Source organism: Siphonobacter sp. SORGH_AS_1065, assembly GCF_030818595.1.
Classification (GTDB): Bacteria; Bacteroidota; Bacteroidia; order Cytophagales; family Spirosomataceae; genus Siphonobacter.
Genome location: NZ_JAUTAM010000004.1, coordinates 4,612,921 through 4,631,519, shown reverse-complemented (window position 1 = coordinate 4,631,519; position 18,599 = coordinate 4,612,921). Strand labels below are relative to the sequence as shown.

The window sequence follows — 18,599 nt, the reverse complement described above, 5'->3', positions numbered from 1 at the left end:
ATACAGTTAATAGTAGTGTATTAATCGTACCATTATGGAATTGAAATACGAAAACATTCGAATTACGAAGGACCGCAAACGGGGTATTAATCGTACCATTATGGAATTGAAATCAGTTAAGTCAACTGCTCTTTTAGTTTGTGCCGCCTGTATTAATCGTACCATTATGGAATTGAAATTGAGATCCAGAGCGTTTTCCAGAATCATCCAGACAAGTATTAATCGTACCATTATGGAATTGAAATGAAGATTTACCCAAAGCATCGTCTTTTTCGATTTCCGTATTAATCGTACCATTATGGAATTGAAATAAAACATAGAAGGTGCAGTCTGGCTTACCATTTACAGTATTAATCGTACCATTATGGAATTGAAATAATACTGATCCAAGTAATCAGCAAACTTGTCGAGGTATTAATCGTACCATTATGGAATTGAAATTGCTCATTTACTTTAATGAAGGCTCGACGGCGTCCCGTATTAATCGTACCATTATGGAATTGAAATTCGGTGAAAAGGGGATTAGACAGATTTAGCGGCTTTGTATTAATCGTACCATTATGGAATTGAAATGGATTTTACCGTTTTCTGCTACGCATTGCAAGTAAGAGTATTAATCGTACCATTATGGAATTGAAATAGGTAGCTCTATTTCCGCTCTCATAATGCAATGTTGTATTAATCGTACCATTATGGAATTGAAATATCATATATTCCGCCGTGACTACCATATTATAAGCGGTATTAATCGTACCATTATGGAATTGAAATCCAATAACCTGCACCTCAGTACTTGCTACTTCAGACCGTATTAATCGTACCATTATGGAATTGAAATGTTGCACATTACCGTAATAGACCCGGTTTTCTTGAATGTATTAATCGTACCATTATGGAATTGAAATAATACTTGCAGATATTCGTGATCTCTCGTTCGGTTGGTTAAAGATCGGTCAGACATAGAATAGCTTATTGGGGATGGAGGCTCTATTTTACTTATCTACTCAGGAATAAAGCAATGTAGCAATCAGGAGAAATCCAGTATAATGTGCAATGGAAAGAAAATAGTTTAAAAAACTTCTTCCATACAAATCCCCATTGCTACTCTGTTTTAGCATAATTCTTAACAAACGCATTAAACTCTTGTTTGTAAAATCTCCCTACCGGAACGGAATAGGAGCCTAATGCAATTTCAGAATTGCTATAACCGGTAACGTAGTCAGGATTAAAGAGAAAGGACCGATGGATTCTTACAAAACCTTGGGTAGCAAGCCGTTCTGCAAAATCCGCAATCGTGTTTTTAGTGAGGTAAACCGCATTAGTCAGAAAGAGCTTCAGGTCATTGCCCTGACTTTCTATAAAAATAATGTCATCTATCCTGATTTTTCGGTTTAACCCTTCTGATCTGATCATTAGGGTGTTTTCAGGATTTTTGTTACCCGTATCTCTCAATATCCGACTAACCGCTTTAAAAAAACGCTCGAAAGTGATCGGCTTCAGAATATAATCGACGGCTTCCAATTCAAATCCCTCTACAGCAAATTCCCTGAAGGCCGTCGTGAAGATAACCTTCGGTTTTACGGGTAGAGACCGCATTAGTTCAATACCACTCAGATGAGGCATCTGAATATCCAGAAACAGAAGATCAACCGGCAGTTGTTGCAGGAGCTTATGGGCCTCAATCGCATTTCTTGCTTTGCCGACGAGCTGAAGGGCTTCTATTTTTTTTAAATGGCTTTCCAACAGCTCAATAGCCAGTGGTTCGTCATCGACGATCATACATTTAATCATACCAGGCAGGAGTGACGATTTCTACACTAAACCAGTCTTCATCTGAGTTGACACGAAGTTCAAAATTATGTTTGTAATACAATTTCAGTTGCTCTTCAATATTGGTCAGACCGATTCCTTCTTGGCGGTCAGACGTTTTCTGAAAACTGCTATTTCCAATTTTGAATACAGATCTGACCTCATCGGTTTGCAGTTCAAGCGTGATACGGAGGTTGCCGTCAAGGCTCCTGCTTCCATGTTTGAATGCATTTTCAACCAGTGAGAGATACAGAAGCGGAGGAATTTGATTTTCAGCTTGAATTTTCAGTATTCGGTTGATTTCTAAAGTGTTTCCATAACGCAATTCTTCCAGTTCCAGGTAGCGGTCGATGGTAGTGATCTCGTCAGTGATTCGAACCATCTTTTGAGGGCCTTTGTAAAGGGCATAGTCAAGGATGTCAGCCAGTCCGGCAATGAATTTAGGAGCTTTATCGGGGTGGTTAACCGCGAGGGAATAAATGTTATTAAGCGTATTGAACAGAAAATGAGGATTCAGGTGGGATTTCAACACCTTCAGCTCAAGTTCTGCTTTTTCCTTTTGCAGTCGAATGCGGTCTTGTTTCTCGTTTTTATACCGTAAAATATGCATGAAACAGACAAAAATAAATGATGCAGTAATAACGGGGAGGGCATAACACACAACCAGATAATCAAGATCGGTTAAAATGGTGGTAATGCTGTCCGGTGCCTCATTCGTAAAAAAAGGCTCTGCGGCATAAACGATAAAAATTCGATTGATAACGGCTAAGAGATACAGAGAAAAGATTAGGCTGATCAAAAACAGCACGTAACGTTTTCGGTCGAAAAGATGAATAATCAGATAATAGTAAATCAAGTTGGCACTGATGATCTGAAATAGCAGGTGACACAAGTTGTAGATGATGATATCCTCTAAACTTAGGTAAGTGGTACTGCTGTGAGCCTGTCCCAGTCCGAACAGAAAAAGGGCCGTCCAGAATACCGCCTGATAGCTGATGACTGAAAGTAAGTTACGGGTTGTTTTCTCTTTCATTGCTGTAAAACTAGAAACTCTGTCCGTATAAACGCCCACAACAGGGACAGACTACCTGATTGGAGCACAAACAGCAGGATTTTTCATGTAAACACCCTCTAATGTCGTCGGTCCCATAAAAGAGGTTTTCTGGCATACCCCGTAGGATATAGGTTGCAAGAGGTGAAGTTTTGCAGAAAAAATGAAAGAGAACAGATTTAACGGACTGGATCATTTAAGGGCCGTCGCTATTATATTGGTGTGGATGTACCATTACCGGGCGTTCCGGCATCCTGACTGGCTGGATACTATCGGCAGCTATGGCTGGACAGGAGTGGATCTTTTTTTTGTGCTAAGCGGGTTTCTTATTTCTGGTCAGTTGTTCAGAGAAATTCGGCAGTATGGTACTGTATTTCTGAAAACCTTTTTTACCAAAAGGTTTTTCAGGATTATCCCGCCTTTTGTCTTTACGCTGCTGCTGTATGTCTGTTTTCCTTGGTTTAGGGAACGAGAGGCCTTACCTCCTTTATGGAGGTTTCTAACGTTTACGCAAAACTATGGACTTGATGTAATCAATAAAGGCACGTTTTCCCATGCCTGGTCTTTGTGTATCGAAGAACAGTTTTACCTGCTGCTCCCTTTCTCCCTTCTTCTGTTATTAAAAACGGGCTGGCTGAGTAAACTTAAGTACATACTCATGGTTTTGCCGCTAATTTCTATTGCTCTGCGGAGCTTTGCCTGGACTCATTTCGTCGTTCCCGCATTAGAGTCTGATCACTTTTGGAAACTGTGGTATATGCACATCTACTATCCTACGCATACCCGGTTGGACTCCCTCGCCATAGGGGTGCTGATCGGTTTTCTTTACGAATATTCAGTAACGTTCAAGCAACTGATCCATTCAAAGGGGGTACTATTTTTCTTTGCAGGAATAGCTATGCTGGCCTTTGCCTTTTGGGTTTGTAAGGACCAATACTCCCAAACGGCTTCTGTTTTTGGCTTTACCTGGGTAGGTCTGGCGTATGGATTACTGGTAAGTTCCGCTGTTTCCGACTCCTGTTTTCTCAGCGGGATGTCATTAAGGGTAACCCGTCAATTGGCTGATTTATCTTTTGCGATCTATTTATCTCATAAAGGAATCATTCATCTCATACAAGTAGCCACTAGCCCGATGAATCTTTCCGAAAACCAATTAATGATTCTTTGCCTGATTGGATGCCTAGCGGCTGGATTAGTTTACCGATACACGTTAGAGCGTCCCTCAAGCTGGCTGAAAAATCGATTACTAAATCAAAATATAGAGTCATGAAAAGAGTGATTACCGTATTTATTTTCCTGCTCTCTTTAACTCAGGTAAAAGCACAGAAATTTGCAAAAGAAAAAGCAGAAATCAACGGGATTGTGGATCAATTCCGAACTAGCATTAGTAAAAAAGATTCAGTCACTTTTCTTCGCCTTTTTACACCGCAGGCGTTCGTATGGATAGGGGTTATGAAAAATCAGAATCAGTTTAAAAAAGTAATTGCTAAAAAGCCTGATCTTAAAAACTATTTTTCCGTAGGATATGATACTTTCTACAAGTTTTTGGGAGATAAAGGAACGCAGGAGGAAATCTTTAAAAATGTAAGAATTACCAATGATGACGTTATAGGTAGTGTTACGTTTGATTATGAGTATTGGAATGATGGTAAGATGACCAACTGGGGAAAGGAATTCTGGCATCTGATCAAAATGGATAACGAATGGAAAATGGTAAGCGTTATTTTCTCTATAGCTGAGTAAGCAGCTTTAGCTCTTGATGGGTTACAAAGCAAATACATGCATTTTGAATACAGATAAATGATGGGAGTCTGGCTGAAGTATGAGTAAATCTGATAGAATTAAACCTAAAAACAGCAGTTATTCTGACTATGATTATGAAAATTGTATCATCGCTATTCTTTACACTTATAACCTTCCTTGGTTACGCACAAAGCCATACTATCACCAAAGATAAATGGCATTGGGATACGCCTTCTAAGCAAGATACGGTAGTCGGCTACACACAAGTACTAAAAGTAGACCATGTTCTCTACATTTCTGGGGCGGTAACAACCAAGCTTACTCTCGAAGGTATACGACAAGTCTATAAAGCCTTGGAAAAATCTTTAAAAAGCTACGGGGCAACTTTTCAAAATGTGGTAAAGGAAAATTTATATACTACGGACATTGAAACGATGAAAGCATACAACTCCGTAAGAAAAACGTTTTATAATGGAGATTTCCCGGCGGCGACCTGGGTTCAGGTATCCAGACTTTACATGAGTGAAGCCAAACTGGAAGTTGAGTTAATAGCACATTTGCCTCATTAAAACAGGACAAGAAATTACATAGATTTGATTATGATTTGCCCAATATTTGAAGGTAACCTCTTACAAACGAACGTTCATGGAACGCCGTAGAGCAAAAGGCCCCTGGAAATCTTCCAAGGGGCCTTTTAAATAAGATGAAAAGGCTCTTTTAACTTTTGTAAAATCCACGTCGGGGTTTGTACCAGTAATAGAGCAATAGGACATTGGAAGCGATCACTACTTTAAAGGAACCCCGTCTATGTACTGTTTGAGGTGACGTTCTATTGTATTTAATGTTTGAACCCGTTTGATTAATCCTTACCTATTATTAGGTATGGGATAATGCCCTAAATTTAAATACTCCCCTATAAGCTACGTATTTAAATAAGGCAAGACTTGATTTTTTTAACATAAGTTAAGTCTTAATTAGAGGCTGAACTATTGAAAAATACTTTTACTGGACCATTGGTATAAAAAACACCCTGGTACTGCTCAGGCCAGAGTGTTGAATTTAAGGGTGCTTGTGTAAACTATAGCGGACCCTAAAAAGCAACAGAACAGGAAACGGCAAAAGAGAGCTCAAAAATACCAGGAATGATAACTGCGTATGAAAAAAGCCTAAGAAGGGGGGCTGAATTGGCATAACAGAAAGAAGCGGCCACTCAAAAACTCCAATAGCAAGGTGAAACAGAAAAGGAATAATAACGTACAGTTTCTCGCATCCGCTCACGTTTAAAATATCTATAGTAAAATTTTATATGTGGACGGATGCAGCCAATGCAGAGTAGCAAGCCTTAATAGCCAAAATTATCGATAATATTCCAAGAGCTGATAAAGTTTGTGATTAGCAGTAGGAAAGTCACCATAAACCAGCCCCTAAGATTCTAATGTATGGGGCTGGCTTATTATTTAATTGCAGGAATATTTTTGCTAATTAAAAGATGAATAGGTTCCTGCGGTCGGTGTATAAGTGATAACGGCTTTGAGCTGTTTAGCGGCTAAGCGACAATACGAAGCATCGGTGCGAGGACTGATGGTTTTTGTCGTCGCTAAAACCCAACCAGTGCTCGATGACGTTGTTGTATTATAATAGAATTTGATCGTCATCGAAGCAGATGATTTGTTATAAACATATAATGACTTATATAACTTGATAAGAGTGTCATAATTTATAATTTATAAAATGATTACAGATTAATTATTTTGAACACGATTTCTGGACATCAATCTCCGAGGCATTTGCTATTTTAGATGTGAATTTTTTTTACAGTAGGTAAAAAAATAACATTAAATCAATTGAAAAGCATGTTTTCAAAGACAAAGAGTATGAAGTTAACACGAGCCTTGATCACATGATGACTTTATAATGAGCCCGATAAAAGAGCACGGAGCCGTAAGCCTTCAACCTTTTATTTTTTAACCCATTGGCCGCCAGTGATTACTAGATTTGAGAAAGTCCCGTTTGATTCATGGCCCACCCAAAAGCCTACTTTGCCGTTAAAGGATTTTTCCAGTGGCGAAATTTTGAGCATGGGTGACTCATCCCCGTTCATGAAAACTTGGATGAATTGGTCGGTTACCTCTACCTTCACATGAAACCAGGCATCAGGATCGACAAAGGACTTTACCGGGGCCTCGTATTTTCCGGGAAAAGTTTTCCTTAAATAGGGCCAGTCATTATTCGGTAAGGCCATATACTGCACCGCGTGTGATTTTCTCACACTATCTTTCGCATTGAAATTAAAGGGCCTGAAATAAACCGCTTCATAGCTGTGGTCATTCCTACCATGAAAAGCAATGCCTACAAAACTTTTCTGTAGAACATCCCTTCCTTTCACGTCGAATTCAATACTGCCACTCTTAAAATTCAGGTTATTGATCCAGACTACTCCTGGGTTGTTCAAAGCGTTGACCTGCACTAGGCTACCTTTATGCTTATCAAAAGCAAGTTGTATTTCTCGGTTTACCGGATACAGATTCTCTTTTTCCAAAGGTACCCGAGTGGCCTTTTGGCCCAAAGCACTGAAAGCATAACACATCAGTATCAGACCCGTTACTCCTTTACTAAATCGGTTCATCGTAAGCATTTGTTGTTAAACTTGGTGTGATTATCATTGTCGTTCAAAGGAAAGTGAAAAGGTTCAAAGCTTACATTCAAAGCGTGTTCAAATCTATTCAAGTTTGAACAGGGTACTACAATGACTGATATTCAGATTTTTATATTAAAATACCGGGCACTTGTCGAAAGCAAGATCGGTTGGCGGAAAAGCACTGACTGGCAATCGCAGGACTTCGAAACCTTAAGTGAAGAGATCTTTAAAAAAACGGGTGTACTGCTAAGCCCAAGCACGCTAAAGCGGATCTGGGGGAAAGTCAAATACAACAGCACACCGAACCTGGCCACCTTGGATGCCCTGGCCCAGTTTGTAGATTTTCCTAATTGGAGGTCCTTTTGTTCTGCCCAGGAAGAAAAGACTGATCCAAAGCCTAAGGAACGTAAAAAGAGAGGCTATAGAATTACGCTCCTGGTTGTCGCTGCTGTTGTTGCATTAGCACTGATTGGTTTTGTCCTGCAAAAGCAATTCGGCAGAACCTTGACCTATCGCCATACCCGCTTTTCAAGCCAGCCCGTAACTCAAGGTGTACCCAACACCGTCTTATTTGAATATGATGCCAGTGACTCTAATGCAGACAGCGTTTTCATTCAGCAAAGCTGGGATGAAAGACGCAGGTTTAAGGTCGATAAGCACAAACATGAGTACGCCAGCACCTATTACTTACCGGTATATTACCGTGCTAAGCTGGTATTGAATGATTCAGTCGTCAAAGAACACGACCTTTTTATCGAATCAGACTGGATCGGCGTGCTCGACAAAGACCCGATGCCGATCTACCTGCCCCGGGAATTGTACTTCAAAGCGGGTGGGCTGGGACTCGAAGAAGCGGACTTGATCATGGATTCCAAGGATTACAATCAGGAAGTCCCCACTTTTGTGCTCACGCGAGTGGATAAGGACATGGGCATCGAATCGGAAAATTTTGAACTGACCATGGCGTTGCAAAATACGTTTACTCAGGTGAGTGCTCCGTGCCGACAGGCCAGTGTAATGCTGCTCGGAACAGGAGGCGTTATCGAGATACCCTTATCCGCTCCAGGGTGCGTAGGAGACCTGCTACTCAGACTGGGCGAAGAGGAGATTGCCGGGAATACTCATAACCTTTCAAGTTTTGGCGTTGATTTCACTAAGGCTGTCCAGTTAAAATGCATGGCCTCCGCCGGAGTGCTAACGATCAGCCTAAACGAGAAATTGGCCTTCAAAGGGAAGTTTTCAAAAGGCATTGGCCGCATCGTTGGGGTGCGGATTGCATTTAAAGGCTCGGGGATAGTCAGGAACTTCAAGCTCAAAAGCCCAACCCTACAGGTTAGGTAATGTACGGAACGTGGGAGGATGCCAGACTGACAAGGTAACGATAAAAGACAGCTAGGGTATAGATACGGTAAGGGCATAGGGGAGGGCCAATGGAGCTATGATCCAGCTCTTTACGCCTTTTGGAAGAGCTACCTGGATTTTAACAGAACTTAACCCCAGGGACTCCGCATTTGGGTTATATGATTTGGGGTTGGGTTCCCCTGAATTGGGCTATGTATCTATCTCGGAAATAGAAAGCGTCACCAATTTGGGAATGCTAGCTATTGAAATCGATACACACTTTAAGCCTGAATACCCTTTGTCTGTTTACACGGAAGCGGCTCGTCTGGCGGTCGGATTACCGAAGATCCTAATATGCTGAAACGGGCAGCCGTTGATGGTCTGATGCGTTTATCAGGCAAGCAATTGCCTAAGCCAGATCGGTGAGTTCAACGCTTCAGGGTCATTCGTCATTGCTTGAATTTCGCAGGAAAGCTTTATGGGATTGGAAGTATCAAGGAAGGGTAGGGGGAATGGGGCAAAGGTGTGAGGTGCCACCCTTGAATACCGTACTAAAAGCAATGATTGGCTGATCTTATAGACGAAGGCTATACAGGGAAGTTGAGGAGATGAAGTGTCGAGGACCGGGGTGATGAAAGAACCTTCTACTCTTTCCCCTGCGACCGGATTAAAATACACAGCGGCAAAACTGCGAGGGGTAAGCCCTTTTCTGATTTTCAGACTTTTGATTTTAAATAGTTAAGCCAAAGTTTTCTGAGAAAAAATGAAATTATCCCTATTAAGAAATAGGGATGTATAGAGAGGATTATATAGTACTTGCTTCCTACTCAAAATTTAAGTGTCATCCTGTAAACTAGTTAAGTTTTACAATTGTTAAATGACAAGACTACTGACTATATTCTAGTTATTTCTAAGCGTAGGATGACCGCCATATGCACTACTTAAAAAAAGAATTCCTTGAATTACTGACGAATGATGAACGTTTTTTTAACTTTTTTCAGGAAGCGGGCATCTGGACTTGGGATTTAGTAAATCCAGACAATCAGTGGATGAGTCCTAGTTTCTGGGACAAGCTAGGCTATACGCCACAAGAAATTACAGCCCTTTCCTCAACCATAGTATCCTTATTGCATCCTGATGATGTTCAGGCCGTAACCCGTAATTTGGAGGCCCATCTGGCAGACCCTTCCCATGCTTTTGAACCTGTAATTCGCTACTTTCACAAAGATGGGTCGATTGTCTGGGTACGTTGCCGGGGCATTGCGGTTCGAAATGCTGAGGGTCAGCCCGTGCGTATGCTGGTTTCTCACCAGGATATTACCAAGGAAAAGGAAGCCGAACTAAGTGCTCGCCGGGAGGCTTTACTCTATCGCTATATAACCAATAGTCAGGTGCTCTACGTAGCACGAACAAATTTAGCAGGAGCTTATACCTTTGTTAGTGAAGATTACGCAAAGTCCCTGGGCAAAACGTCACAAGAATTAATGGGGACATTAGCTGCTGAAGCTGTTTTAGAAGAAGATGTACCTATAGGACTTCAAGCCTTCGAATCCTGTGCTACTCAACCCGAAGTACCTTTTACCGTGATTCTTCGCAAAAAGTCTGATCTAGGGCAGCTCAAAGTGCATGAGTGGACCTTTATTGGCCTGAGTGATACGGGCAATCAGGTTAACGAGATTCTTTGTTTGGGCCGCGACATCACCGAGAGCTTTAAAAACCAGGCAGATTTATCCGTTTTACTCGCTGCGACTAGTGATATTCTTTCCATTGTGAATGCCGAAGGAATTATCAACTATCTATCGCCTTCTTGGAGTCGGATTTACGGCCTGGAGGTAGAGGAAAGTCTGGGACAAAACATCACTACCTTTCTTCATCCTGATGAGTGGGCAATGGCTTTTGAAGCCCTGGCACAAGCCAACCAGATCGGGTACGGGAAATTGGAACACCGCATGCGTCACCGGGACGGACATTATCTGTGGATGGAAACCCGGGCTAATCGCTACGAGTTGACGGGCGAAATGGTGTTTACCAGCCGTGATATTACGGAACGTAAAAAGGCCGAAGCAGAACTGCTTCGAACCCAGCAACTGCTTGAGCAAACAGCTGAAATTGCCCGGGTGGGCGGCTGGGAATACATCGTGGCTACCGGGCAAGTCAATCGTTCGGCTGTAGCCCGGGCCATCTACGAGGAAGATACTTTTACATCCCTGAGTGCGGATGCCGCTTTGGATGCGTTCACTGACAAAGCGGTGCGAGCGAATGCATTAACCCTTCTTAGAGAGTCCATTAAAAAAGGAACGCCCTGGCATTTTGAAGGAGAAATCCGCACGGCTCAAGGGAATCTAAAGTGGATTCGGAGTCAAGGGCAGGCCGAGTTTGAAAATGGTGTTTGTCAGCGACTGGTAGGGTCTACTCAGGACATTACTCGGGATAAGAAGGCTCAGATGGAGCTGTTTCGGACCCATGAATTTTTAGAAAATACGGGCCGAATGGCCAAAGTGGGCGGGTGGGAATTATTATGCCCTAGCCAGAAGCTTTATTGGTCTTCCGTTACCAAAGAAATTCACGAGGTACCTTTAGACTTTGATCCCAATCTTGGGGCAGGCATTAACTTCTACGCCAGTGCTCAGGATCAGGCCCGCATTAGTCAAGCAGTTCAAGCGGCCCTGGAGCACGGAACTCCCTGGGATTTAGAAGCTCAGATTAGAACGGCTAAAGGAACACTCAAGTGGGTACGCAGTCAAGGAGAAGCCGAATTTGTCCAAGGAAAATGTGTCAGAATGTATGGTACCTTTCAAGATATTGATGAGCGTAAGAAGGCGGAGCAAGAAACCGACAAAGCCCGTCAGCAGGCCGAAGCCGCCAGTAAGGCCAAGTCGGAGTTTCTGGCTAACATGAGCCACGAAATCCGTACTCCTTTGAACGGGGTCATTGGCTTTACTGAACTTTTAATGAATACGCGTCTGGATGAGACTCAGACTCAATATCAGCAAGTGGTGTTGCAATCGGCTCAGTCGCTTTTAGATATTATCAATGATATTTTAGATTTTTCTAAAATTGAAGCGGATAAACTTCAGCTAGCTTCCGAAAAGACGAACCTTTGGCAGCTCTCGGAGCAGGCAATTTCCATGATTACGACTCAGGCTCACAAAAAAGGACTGGAAGTACTGCTAAATCTGGACGTAGATGTGCCCACTTGGGTATGGGTGGATGGCATTCGTCTGCGACAGATCCTGGTCAATTTGTTAGGCAATGCGGTTAAATTTACGCTCAAAGGCGAAATTGAACTTAAGATCGAAGTCATTCGTAGTCAGCAAGATCAAGTTACGTTGCAGTTTTCGGTTCGTGATACGGGCATTGGCATTGCTCTTGAGAATCAGCATAAAATCTTTGAAGCTTTTATGCAAGAGGATCTCTCGACGACTAAAAAATTTGGCGGAACAGGGTTAGGTTTGAGCATCTCCAGTCGTTTATTACATCTGATGGGAAGTGAGTTTAAGCTAGATAGCGATGTAGACAAAGGCAGCATTTTTTCCTTTGAGCTCACGCTGCCCGTTGAAGCTGAACCCAAAGCATCCTGGCCGCAGCTACGCTCCCTTAAGCAAGTACTTATTGTCGATGATAATGAGAGTAATCGGCTGATCCTAGAGCGGATGTTAGCCTTGGAGCATATCCCTACTCAATCTGCTTCCAATGGCATGCAAGCCTTGGAGTTGGCAGCAAAAGAAACTTTTGATATCATCATCATGGACTACCACATGCCGTATTTAAACGGCATTGAGACTTTAAGTAGTTTGCGTAGAATCCATTCCTACGATAGTCAGCGTCAGCCTGTAGTATTGCTCTATACTTCCTCGGAAGATGAAGCCGTAGAAAAAGCCTGTCAGCAATTAGACATAACCCATCGATTAATTAAGCCCGTTAAAATCCAGCAGCTTTATCAGGCTTTATCTAGTCTCATGGATCTCAGAACTAGTGAGGCGGAGCCCACTACCGCCGGGTCTGGAAACCATGCTTCCAGTGCCGTGGTCCTGGAAGAAAAAACCCGTTCGGTGCTGGTAGTAGAAGACAATGCCGTTAATCGTTTGCTGGCCCATAAGCTCATTGCTTCCCTACGGCCTGATCTAACCATTTATGAGGCTCACGACGGCAAGCAGGGACTTGAAGCCTACCTTCGTTACCTGCCAGATCTTATTTTAATGGATATCCAAATGCCTGAAATGAATGGGTACGAAGCTACTCAGGCCATCCGGGCGAAAGAGAAGAAGGGTCGGATTCCTATTTTAGCGTTAACGGCGGGCACCCTAGCCGGAGAAAGAGACAGGTGTCTGGCCGCCGGAATGGATGACTATCTGACCAAACCGATTGCCCGGGTAGTTTTAGAAAAAGCCTTTACTCAGTGGCTTCCACTTCCCTCTAACCATTCCTGAGTGCTTACTAGACAAACATTATATTCATATCTATGAAGGAAGCGAAGCCTGTACAAAAGCTTTTCTTGGTATCTAGATAGTCATCTTACTTCCTTTTATAAGCAACTCTTTAGAAAATGTATATGCTAGAGGCTCTGCCGTATAGGCTCAATAACTATCTGGCTCCTTTATTATAGATCTAAAACAGCATTCAGGGCTTCTAAGATCTTCACTTCGTTGACCGTAAGCCCGAGGACTCTGGAAACTTCATATTGATTTTCTCTTTGCCAAACGGATAATGTTTATAATCCACAAGCCCTGCTGCAATGGCTTTGTTATGAAGTGTATGAAGGGTAATCAGGTGATTAACAATAGTGCAGTCACTCACCTTACGTTTACTTTTTACATAGGTTCGGTATCGTTCGAGCAATGGAACAGTTATTTCCTGAAACGAGATATCCGCAATATTTAGAAAATCTCGAAAATGATGGATGTGAGGGATGTCTGTATTGACACGGTTATATTTACCTTGCTTACGCAAGTGATCAATAAAGAGGTCGGCTTGATTAAAAATGAAGAACCTGTTTTGGGGCCGAATGTGAGTGCGGGCCACTTGATGCGAAATGAGTTTTTGCTGGGAAGCGAGTTTTAATATTTTATCATGGGCTTCGACTTTCCACTCCGCTTTGAAATGAGGTTATTCAAACGAGCCAAATTAGGATGGAATTTTTTAATCTTTTCAGCTTTGGCTTCCGATTCTTTCAAGTTTTGACCTAAAGTAAAGCAATCAGTCAACAGGATTTGGTATAACAAATTCCGATTTTTATGAATTTATGCGGAATAATAATTTTTGTAATGAACTGATTGACAGTTTATAATGATTCATATCAAACCATAAGAAACCAGATCATGCAGGATATCGAGCCTTTTTACGGATGGGAGAAATATTATGTAGCTGCGGATGATCCACAATCGCCTTTCCATAACCGGGAGTACAATTATCAGCAATATGAGAACACGGTTTATGACTATTACATCCACCCTAATTGGGATGAAATCGGTTCTGAGACGCTCTATTGTAAGATTCTTTTCGCTGACTATGAATTAAACTTCACGGTGATTGAGTTACTGGGCGAGTGGAATGATACCTTGCATAATGATATTATGTTCTTCAAACGTAACGTCATTGACCCCTTACTTTCAGAAGGAATCAATAAATTCATCTTAATTGGTGAAAACGTCTTTAATTTCCACGGAAGTAACGACGACGATTATTACGCCGAATGGTTTGAAGAAGTAGAGGACGGCTGGATTGTCGCTCTTAATTTTCGCGATTTCGTTCAGGAAGAATTTACCAAGTATCACCTGGATTATTACATCAACTACGGCGGTACGCTGGAAGAAATTCCTAACTGGCGTACTTTAAAGCCGAAGATTTTTTACGAAGGCGTCAATCGACTGATTCAGCGAAGAATAGGGTAAAAGAAAAGCCGTATAACCTCAATCGTTATACGGCTTTTTTTATAATCAAATCAAACGCTCTTTTGTGGCTTTCTCAATAGCCTCGGCTTTGGAATGTACTTCGAGTTTCCAGTAAATATTCTTGATATGCGTGCGGATGGTTTCTTTATCTACAAAAAGTTCATCCGCTATAGTCGAATAGCTTTTGCCCTTGGCCAGTAATTCCAGCACTTCCGTTTCCCGGGAAGTAAGCGGCGAATTTCGATTTTTCTGGAAGGATTGCACCACCATTCGGGCTACGTTCGTACTCATAGGAGCACCGCCATTCTGAATCTCCTGAATGGCATCCAGTAATCGGCTTGGAGGCATGTTTTTAGTCAGGTAACCACCCGCACCCGCACATAAAGCTTTGAAGACCAGGTCATCGTTTTCGTAGACGGTAATGACAATAATATTCGTCTGGGGTCGGATTTTCTTGATTTTGGTAATGCCTTCAATGCCGGTCATGCCGGGTAATTCAATGTCCATTAATACGACATCGGGATTATCCTGTTGCAAGTGCAGAAGAGCATCTTCACAGCTGGAATAGGTCTGGACAGTTCGAAATCCAGAGGTACTATTGATTAACAGAGCAAATCCTTCACGAATGACGGAGTCGTCTTCAACAATACATACATTAATCGTTTGAGGAGCAGATAAAGTACTATTCATGGCTTTTAAAAAGATACTAAAGATAAAGCATAGTTTTCCGGTAATACATGTTTAATGGTATAATCGGAGAAATGACTTATTAAGCGGAAAGAGTTTTACTTTTTAGCGGGTGCCGGAAGAGACAGGGTAATGCTTGTTCCCGCCTCCGATGCACTGATCACCTGTAGGGTGCCATTAAATTTTCTGGCACGACTTTCCATGTTCAGCAGGCCATTTCCAGTCATTCGCTTACTGGACTCGAAGCCTTTTCCATTGTCAATCCACTGAATAGTAGCCCGGTTATTTTCCTGCTTAAAAATCAGTCTGGTTTCGGTGGCCTGGGCGTGTTTTAGCGTATTGCTAATGGCTTCCTTGAAAAGAAAGATTACGTGTCGGCTAACTCCCATGGGTAAAGAAAAATCTTTCAGACTTTCGGTTAACCCTTCAATATCAAAGCGAATGCCCGTCTTGTCAAGAACGTCATCTCCGAAGTCTTTCAGACGAATGGCAATTTCATAAAGGTTATCGTGATCAGGATTAATCGCCCAGATGAAATCTTTAGTTCCCTGATACATCCGGTTCGCATTATCGCTGATCTTGGTAAGAAGGGGTAATACGTTATCTGAATGCTCGGGAAGTTTGGTTTTAATGATTTCGGTCAACATCGAAATGCGGGTAATCGTATTGCCAAATTCATCATGCAGGTCCTGAGCCGCCAGTTTTCGCACGCGTTCATTTTCAGCCAGCTTTACCTTTTCCAGTTCCAGTAACCGAGCCACCTGATTTCTTAAACGATAGGTATAAAACAGCCAGGTAGCCACTGCTGCTACAAGGGCACAGGAAATATAAAACCACCAGCGTTGCCAGAAGGGGGGAATGACGGTAATCGGAATTTCCAGCAATTTTTGTTCGTTCCAGACCCCATCGGCATTGGAGGCCTTTACCTTTAATACATAGTCTCCGGGATTCAGGTTGGAAAAGCTGAGGTAACGTCGCTGACCGCTGTAATTCCAGTCATCCTGAAAGCCTTCGAGTTTATAGGCATACTGATTTTTCTGTGGATCTTTATAATCAAGGGCCGTATAAACGAAGGAAATAAAGTTTTCGTTGTAATTGATATTCAGCTTTTTATCGGCAGCCAGAAGACTGTCGAAAGCAAATGACTTTTCGAATTTTCGGAAAGTCGTCAGCACAATGGGTGGCAGAAACTGACTTTCTCTTAACTGCCAGGGATGAAAACTGATTAAGATACCAATTCCTCCGAAGAAAAACTCTCCGTCATCGCTCTGATGAAACGCTCCTACGTTGAATTCATTGGAGAGTAAGCCATCCGAACTAGCGTAATTCCGAAAGGCTTTCGTGCGTGGATCGAAGCGGGAGATTCCTTTATTGGTGCTCATCCACAAACGGCCCTGGGGATCTTCCAGTAACCCATAAACCACGTTGTTAGGCAAGCCCTGTTCTTCGGTAAAGTGCTCAAAACGAGCCCGGTCTCCCTCAAAGTAAAGCCGACTCAGGCCTTTGCTACTGGCGATCCAGAATTGCCCGTTGCGGCAGGCGTGCAAGTCATAAATCTCATTGCTAAGCAAGGAATGAGCATCATCGGTTTTGTTATAAAAAGAGCTGATCGTGCCACGAGGGTCCATTTTAAAAAGACCGCCCAGCGTTCCCACCCAAATTGAGCCATCTGATTGCTCATGAATTGCTTCAACGGTTGAAACGGGTCCGTCGTAATGAAAATGAAAGCGATGGAGTACGCCGTTCTGGTTGCGTTTAAAGACTCCTTTATCCGTTCCAATCCAGAGGTTCCGTTGCCGATCCTCAAACAAGCACTTGACCTGAACATTTTCATGCCCTAAAGAAACGGATTCAAAACGATCCGCCGAGCGGTTGTAACGCCATAGACCTTCTTCCCCGCCCATCCAGAGGTTACCCTGATGGTCTTCCCGAAACGCATGAATCGCCCCGCCCAATCCGGCATCGGGGTAAGACTTGGCTTCCAGCGTATTTCGGTTGATGCGATAAAGTCCATGATAACTGCCCATCCACAGTTGCTGGTATTTATCCGTATAAACAGATAAGAATAACTGTAGGGAAGAGGCGGGAGAAATGAAGGATTCCCAGTGCTGAAAATTATTTTTTGATTGACTGAAGGCCTGTACGCCCGCATCCCGAGTCCCCATCCATACCACATCTTCTTTCGGATCAGGACCTTCAAAGAGGCAGGTAACCCGGTTGCTCTTAAGTCCCTTTCGAGTCCTGTCATCAACGATCCATTGGGAGAGGAGGGGTAATTCAAGCGGGTTACGCAGATCAAATCGATACACGCCTTCGTTCGCTACCGTTACCCAAAGCTGGTTCTGATGGCTGGCTAGTAAAGCCAGGACGGGTTTTTGAGAAACCCATGCTAAGGTGGTGCGATGGGGCAACTGACGATCCACACGGTTGAGTCCTTGATCCGTTCCCACCCAGAGTTGTTTCCGGTGATCTTGTGTAATGGCGTACACATGGGTACCCCACGATTTCCAGCGAGTTACGGCTCTTCTATGATTGAGCTCCGGGGAAATTCGATAAAGTCCGCGATTCGTAGCTACCCATAAAAAACCATCGCTGTCCACCTTCAGGGCCTGAATCGAGCGATCTTTTAATACGTAATTGGAGGTGTGGAGCAGATGATTGAAATCAAAATCCTGCCCCACGTTAGGAGAAACCCGGAAAAGCCCATTGGTTGTGCCGACCCAGATAAAGCCCTGTGCATCTACGGCTAATGCCTTGGCGGTAATTTTATAGGAGAGATCCGTTTCGCCGATACGGGTGAAAAGTCCAGTGGCTAGGTCCAGACGGTTCAAACCCTGACGAGTGCCAATCCAGATCTGCTGACGGCTTTCTGCCAAAGAAAGAATATAATCATTGGAAAGACTATGAGCCTGAAAAGGCTGATGATGGTAATGCACAAACTGGTGCCCATCGAAGCGATTCAAGCCGTTTTGAGTACCCAGCCAGACATACCCACGCTGATCTTTCAGCAGGCAGGTTACCTCACTTTGGGACAGCCCCTCATTGACCGAATACTGATCCAGCAAAACTGGTTTAGGCTGGGCTAACCCGGTTCCGCAGATCCATAATAAGAACAGGCTTACTAGTAACTTTCGCATGTATTTCGGCACGATTTACCCGCTTTACCCAGGTAAATCCCCTCGTTTTTTTCTATATATCCCCCTAAATGTGGGATACGATAGCTTGAAGAATTGACATAATTTTGACCCGTAGAATTTTTACAAAGTTTTGGTTAAGGGAAAAAACAGTTCTGTCTTGCGGAGCTGTTTTTTAGTTTTTAAGCGAATTCAAAAGTAAGACTTAAAAATCAGGAATAGTAGCCAAAATCTTCTCATTTGAAGTCATCCCCCCCAATCTGATCTATTGAGGCACAGGGAGCCGCTTTTCTTCCGTACTTTTA

13 protein-coding genes and 1 CRISPR repeat array (1 of these 14 running past the window's edge) are annotated in these 18,599 nt (G+C 42.8%); of the genes, 7 read left to right on the top strand and 6 right to left on the bottom strand.

What is annotated here, in order from left to right:
- Window positions 1-905: a CRISPR direct-repeat array (repeat unit 30 nt; unit sequence GTATTAATCGTACCATTATGGAATTGAAAT); it reaches 444 nt to the left of the window's first position.
- Between the two features lie 196 nt (window positions 906-1,101).
- Both QE390_RS20010 and QE390_RS20005 read right to left on the bottom strand, forming a co-directional pair.
- Entirely contained in the window at window positions 1,102-1,779 is a 678-nt protein-coding gene (locus QE390_RS20010) for a LytTR family DNA-binding domain-containing protein (protein WP_307143486.1), read from the bottom strand.
- Window positions 1,780-1,783: 4 nt separating this feature from the next.
- Window positions 1,784-2,842 (bottom strand): sensor histidine kinase, encoded by a 1,059-nt coding sequence (locus tag QE390_RS20005; protein WP_307143485.1) that lies wholly within the window; start codon window positions 2,840-2,842, stop codon window positions 1,784-1,786.
- Window positions 2,843-3,023: 181 nt separating this feature from the next.
- Here QE390_RS20005 and QE390_RS20000 point away from each other — a divergent pair, with 181 nt between their 5' ends.
- The 3 genes from QE390_RS20000 (at window position 3,024) to QE390_RS19990 (ending at window position 5,172) form a co-directional block, all read left to right on the top strand.
- Window positions 3,024-4,130, top strand: a complete 1,107-nt coding sequence (locus QE390_RS20000; RefSeq protein WP_307143484.1) for an acyltransferase — start codon at window positions 3,024-3,026, stop codon at window positions 4,128-4,130.
- Window positions 4,127-4,603: a hypothetical protein gene (locus QE390_RS19995; protein ID WP_307143483.1), complete on the top strand. Its 477-nt coding sequence runs from the start codon at window positions 4,127-4,129 to the stop codon at window positions 4,601-4,603. Before QE390_RS20000 ends, QE390_RS19995 begins: the two co-directional genes overlap by 4 nt.
- Before the next feature lie 134 nt (window positions 4,604-4,737).
- On the top strand, window positions 4,738-5,172 hold the full coding sequence (locus tag QE390_RS19990) for a RidA family protein (protein ID WP_307143482.1): 435 nt from the start codon (window positions 4,738-4,740) through the stop codon (window positions 5,170-5,172).
- A gap of 1,388 nt (window positions 5,173-6,560) precedes the next feature.
- On the opposite strand, the gene QE390_RS19985 is transcribed toward QE390_RS19990, so the two are convergent.
- Window positions 6,561-7,229 (bottom strand): hypothetical protein, encoded by a 669-nt coding sequence (locus QE390_RS19985; protein WP_307143481.1) that lies wholly within the window; start codon window positions 7,227-7,229, stop codon window positions 6,561-6,563.
- Between the two features lie 120 nt (window positions 7,230-7,349).
- Between QE390_RS19985 and QE390_RS19980 the strand changes: the two genes are divergently transcribed.
- From QE390_RS19980 to QE390_RS19975, 3 genes are all read left to right on the top strand, one after another.
- Complete coding sequence (locus tag QE390_RS19980; protein WP_307143480.1) at window positions 7,350-8,582, top strand: hypothetical protein; 1,233 nt, start codon at window positions 7,350-7,352, stop codon at window positions 8,580-8,582.
- Window positions 8,583-8,679: 97 nt separating this feature from the next.
- Complete coding sequence (locus QE390_RS24790) at window positions 8,680-8,943, top strand: DUF2958 domain-containing protein (RefSeq protein WP_373424553.1); 264 nt, start codon at window positions 8,680-8,682, stop codon at window positions 8,941-8,943.
- A gap of 571 nt (window positions 8,944-9,514) precedes the next feature.
- Window positions 9,515-13,012, top strand: coding sequence for a PAS domain-containing protein (locus QE390_RS19975; protein ID WP_307143479.1), 3,498 nt, complete (start codon window positions 9,515-9,517; stop codon window positions 13,010-13,012).
- A gap of 208 nt (window positions 13,013-13,220) precedes the next feature.
- Here the strand turns inward: QE390_RS19975 and QE390_RS19970 are convergent, their stop codons facing one another.
- Entirely contained in the window at window positions 13,221-13,604 is a 384-nt protein-coding gene (locus QE390_RS19970) for a phage integrase SAM-like domain-containing protein (protein ID WP_307143478.1), read from the bottom strand.
- Between the two features lie 296 nt (window positions 13,605-13,900).
- On the opposite strand from QE390_RS19970, the gene QE390_RS19965 reads away from it, so the two are divergent.
- The gene (locus QE390_RS19965; protein WP_106635827.1) at window positions 13,901-14,473 is read left to right on the top strand and encodes a hypothetical protein; all 573 of its coding nucleotides are present in this window, start codon (window positions 13,901-13,903) and stop codon (window positions 14,471-14,473) included.
- Window positions 14,474-14,518: 45 nt separating this feature from the next.
- Here the strand turns inward: QE390_RS19965 and QE390_RS19960 are convergent, their stop codons facing one another.
- Together QE390_RS19960 and QE390_RS19955 are read right to left on the bottom strand one after the other, a co-directional pair.
- Window positions 14,519-15,163 (bottom strand): response regulator transcription factor, encoded by a 645-nt coding sequence (locus QE390_RS19960; protein WP_106635828.1) that lies wholly within the window; start codon window positions 15,161-15,163, stop codon window positions 14,519-14,521.
- Window positions 15,164-15,258: 95 nt separating this feature from the next.
- The gene (locus QE390_RS19955) at window positions 15,259-18,297 is read right to left on the bottom strand and encodes a sensor histidine kinase (protein WP_307143477.1); all 3,039 of its coding nucleotides are present in this window, start codon (window positions 18,295-18,297) and stop codon (window positions 15,259-15,261) included.
- Between the last annotated feature and the right edge of the window lie 302 nt (window positions 18,298-18,599).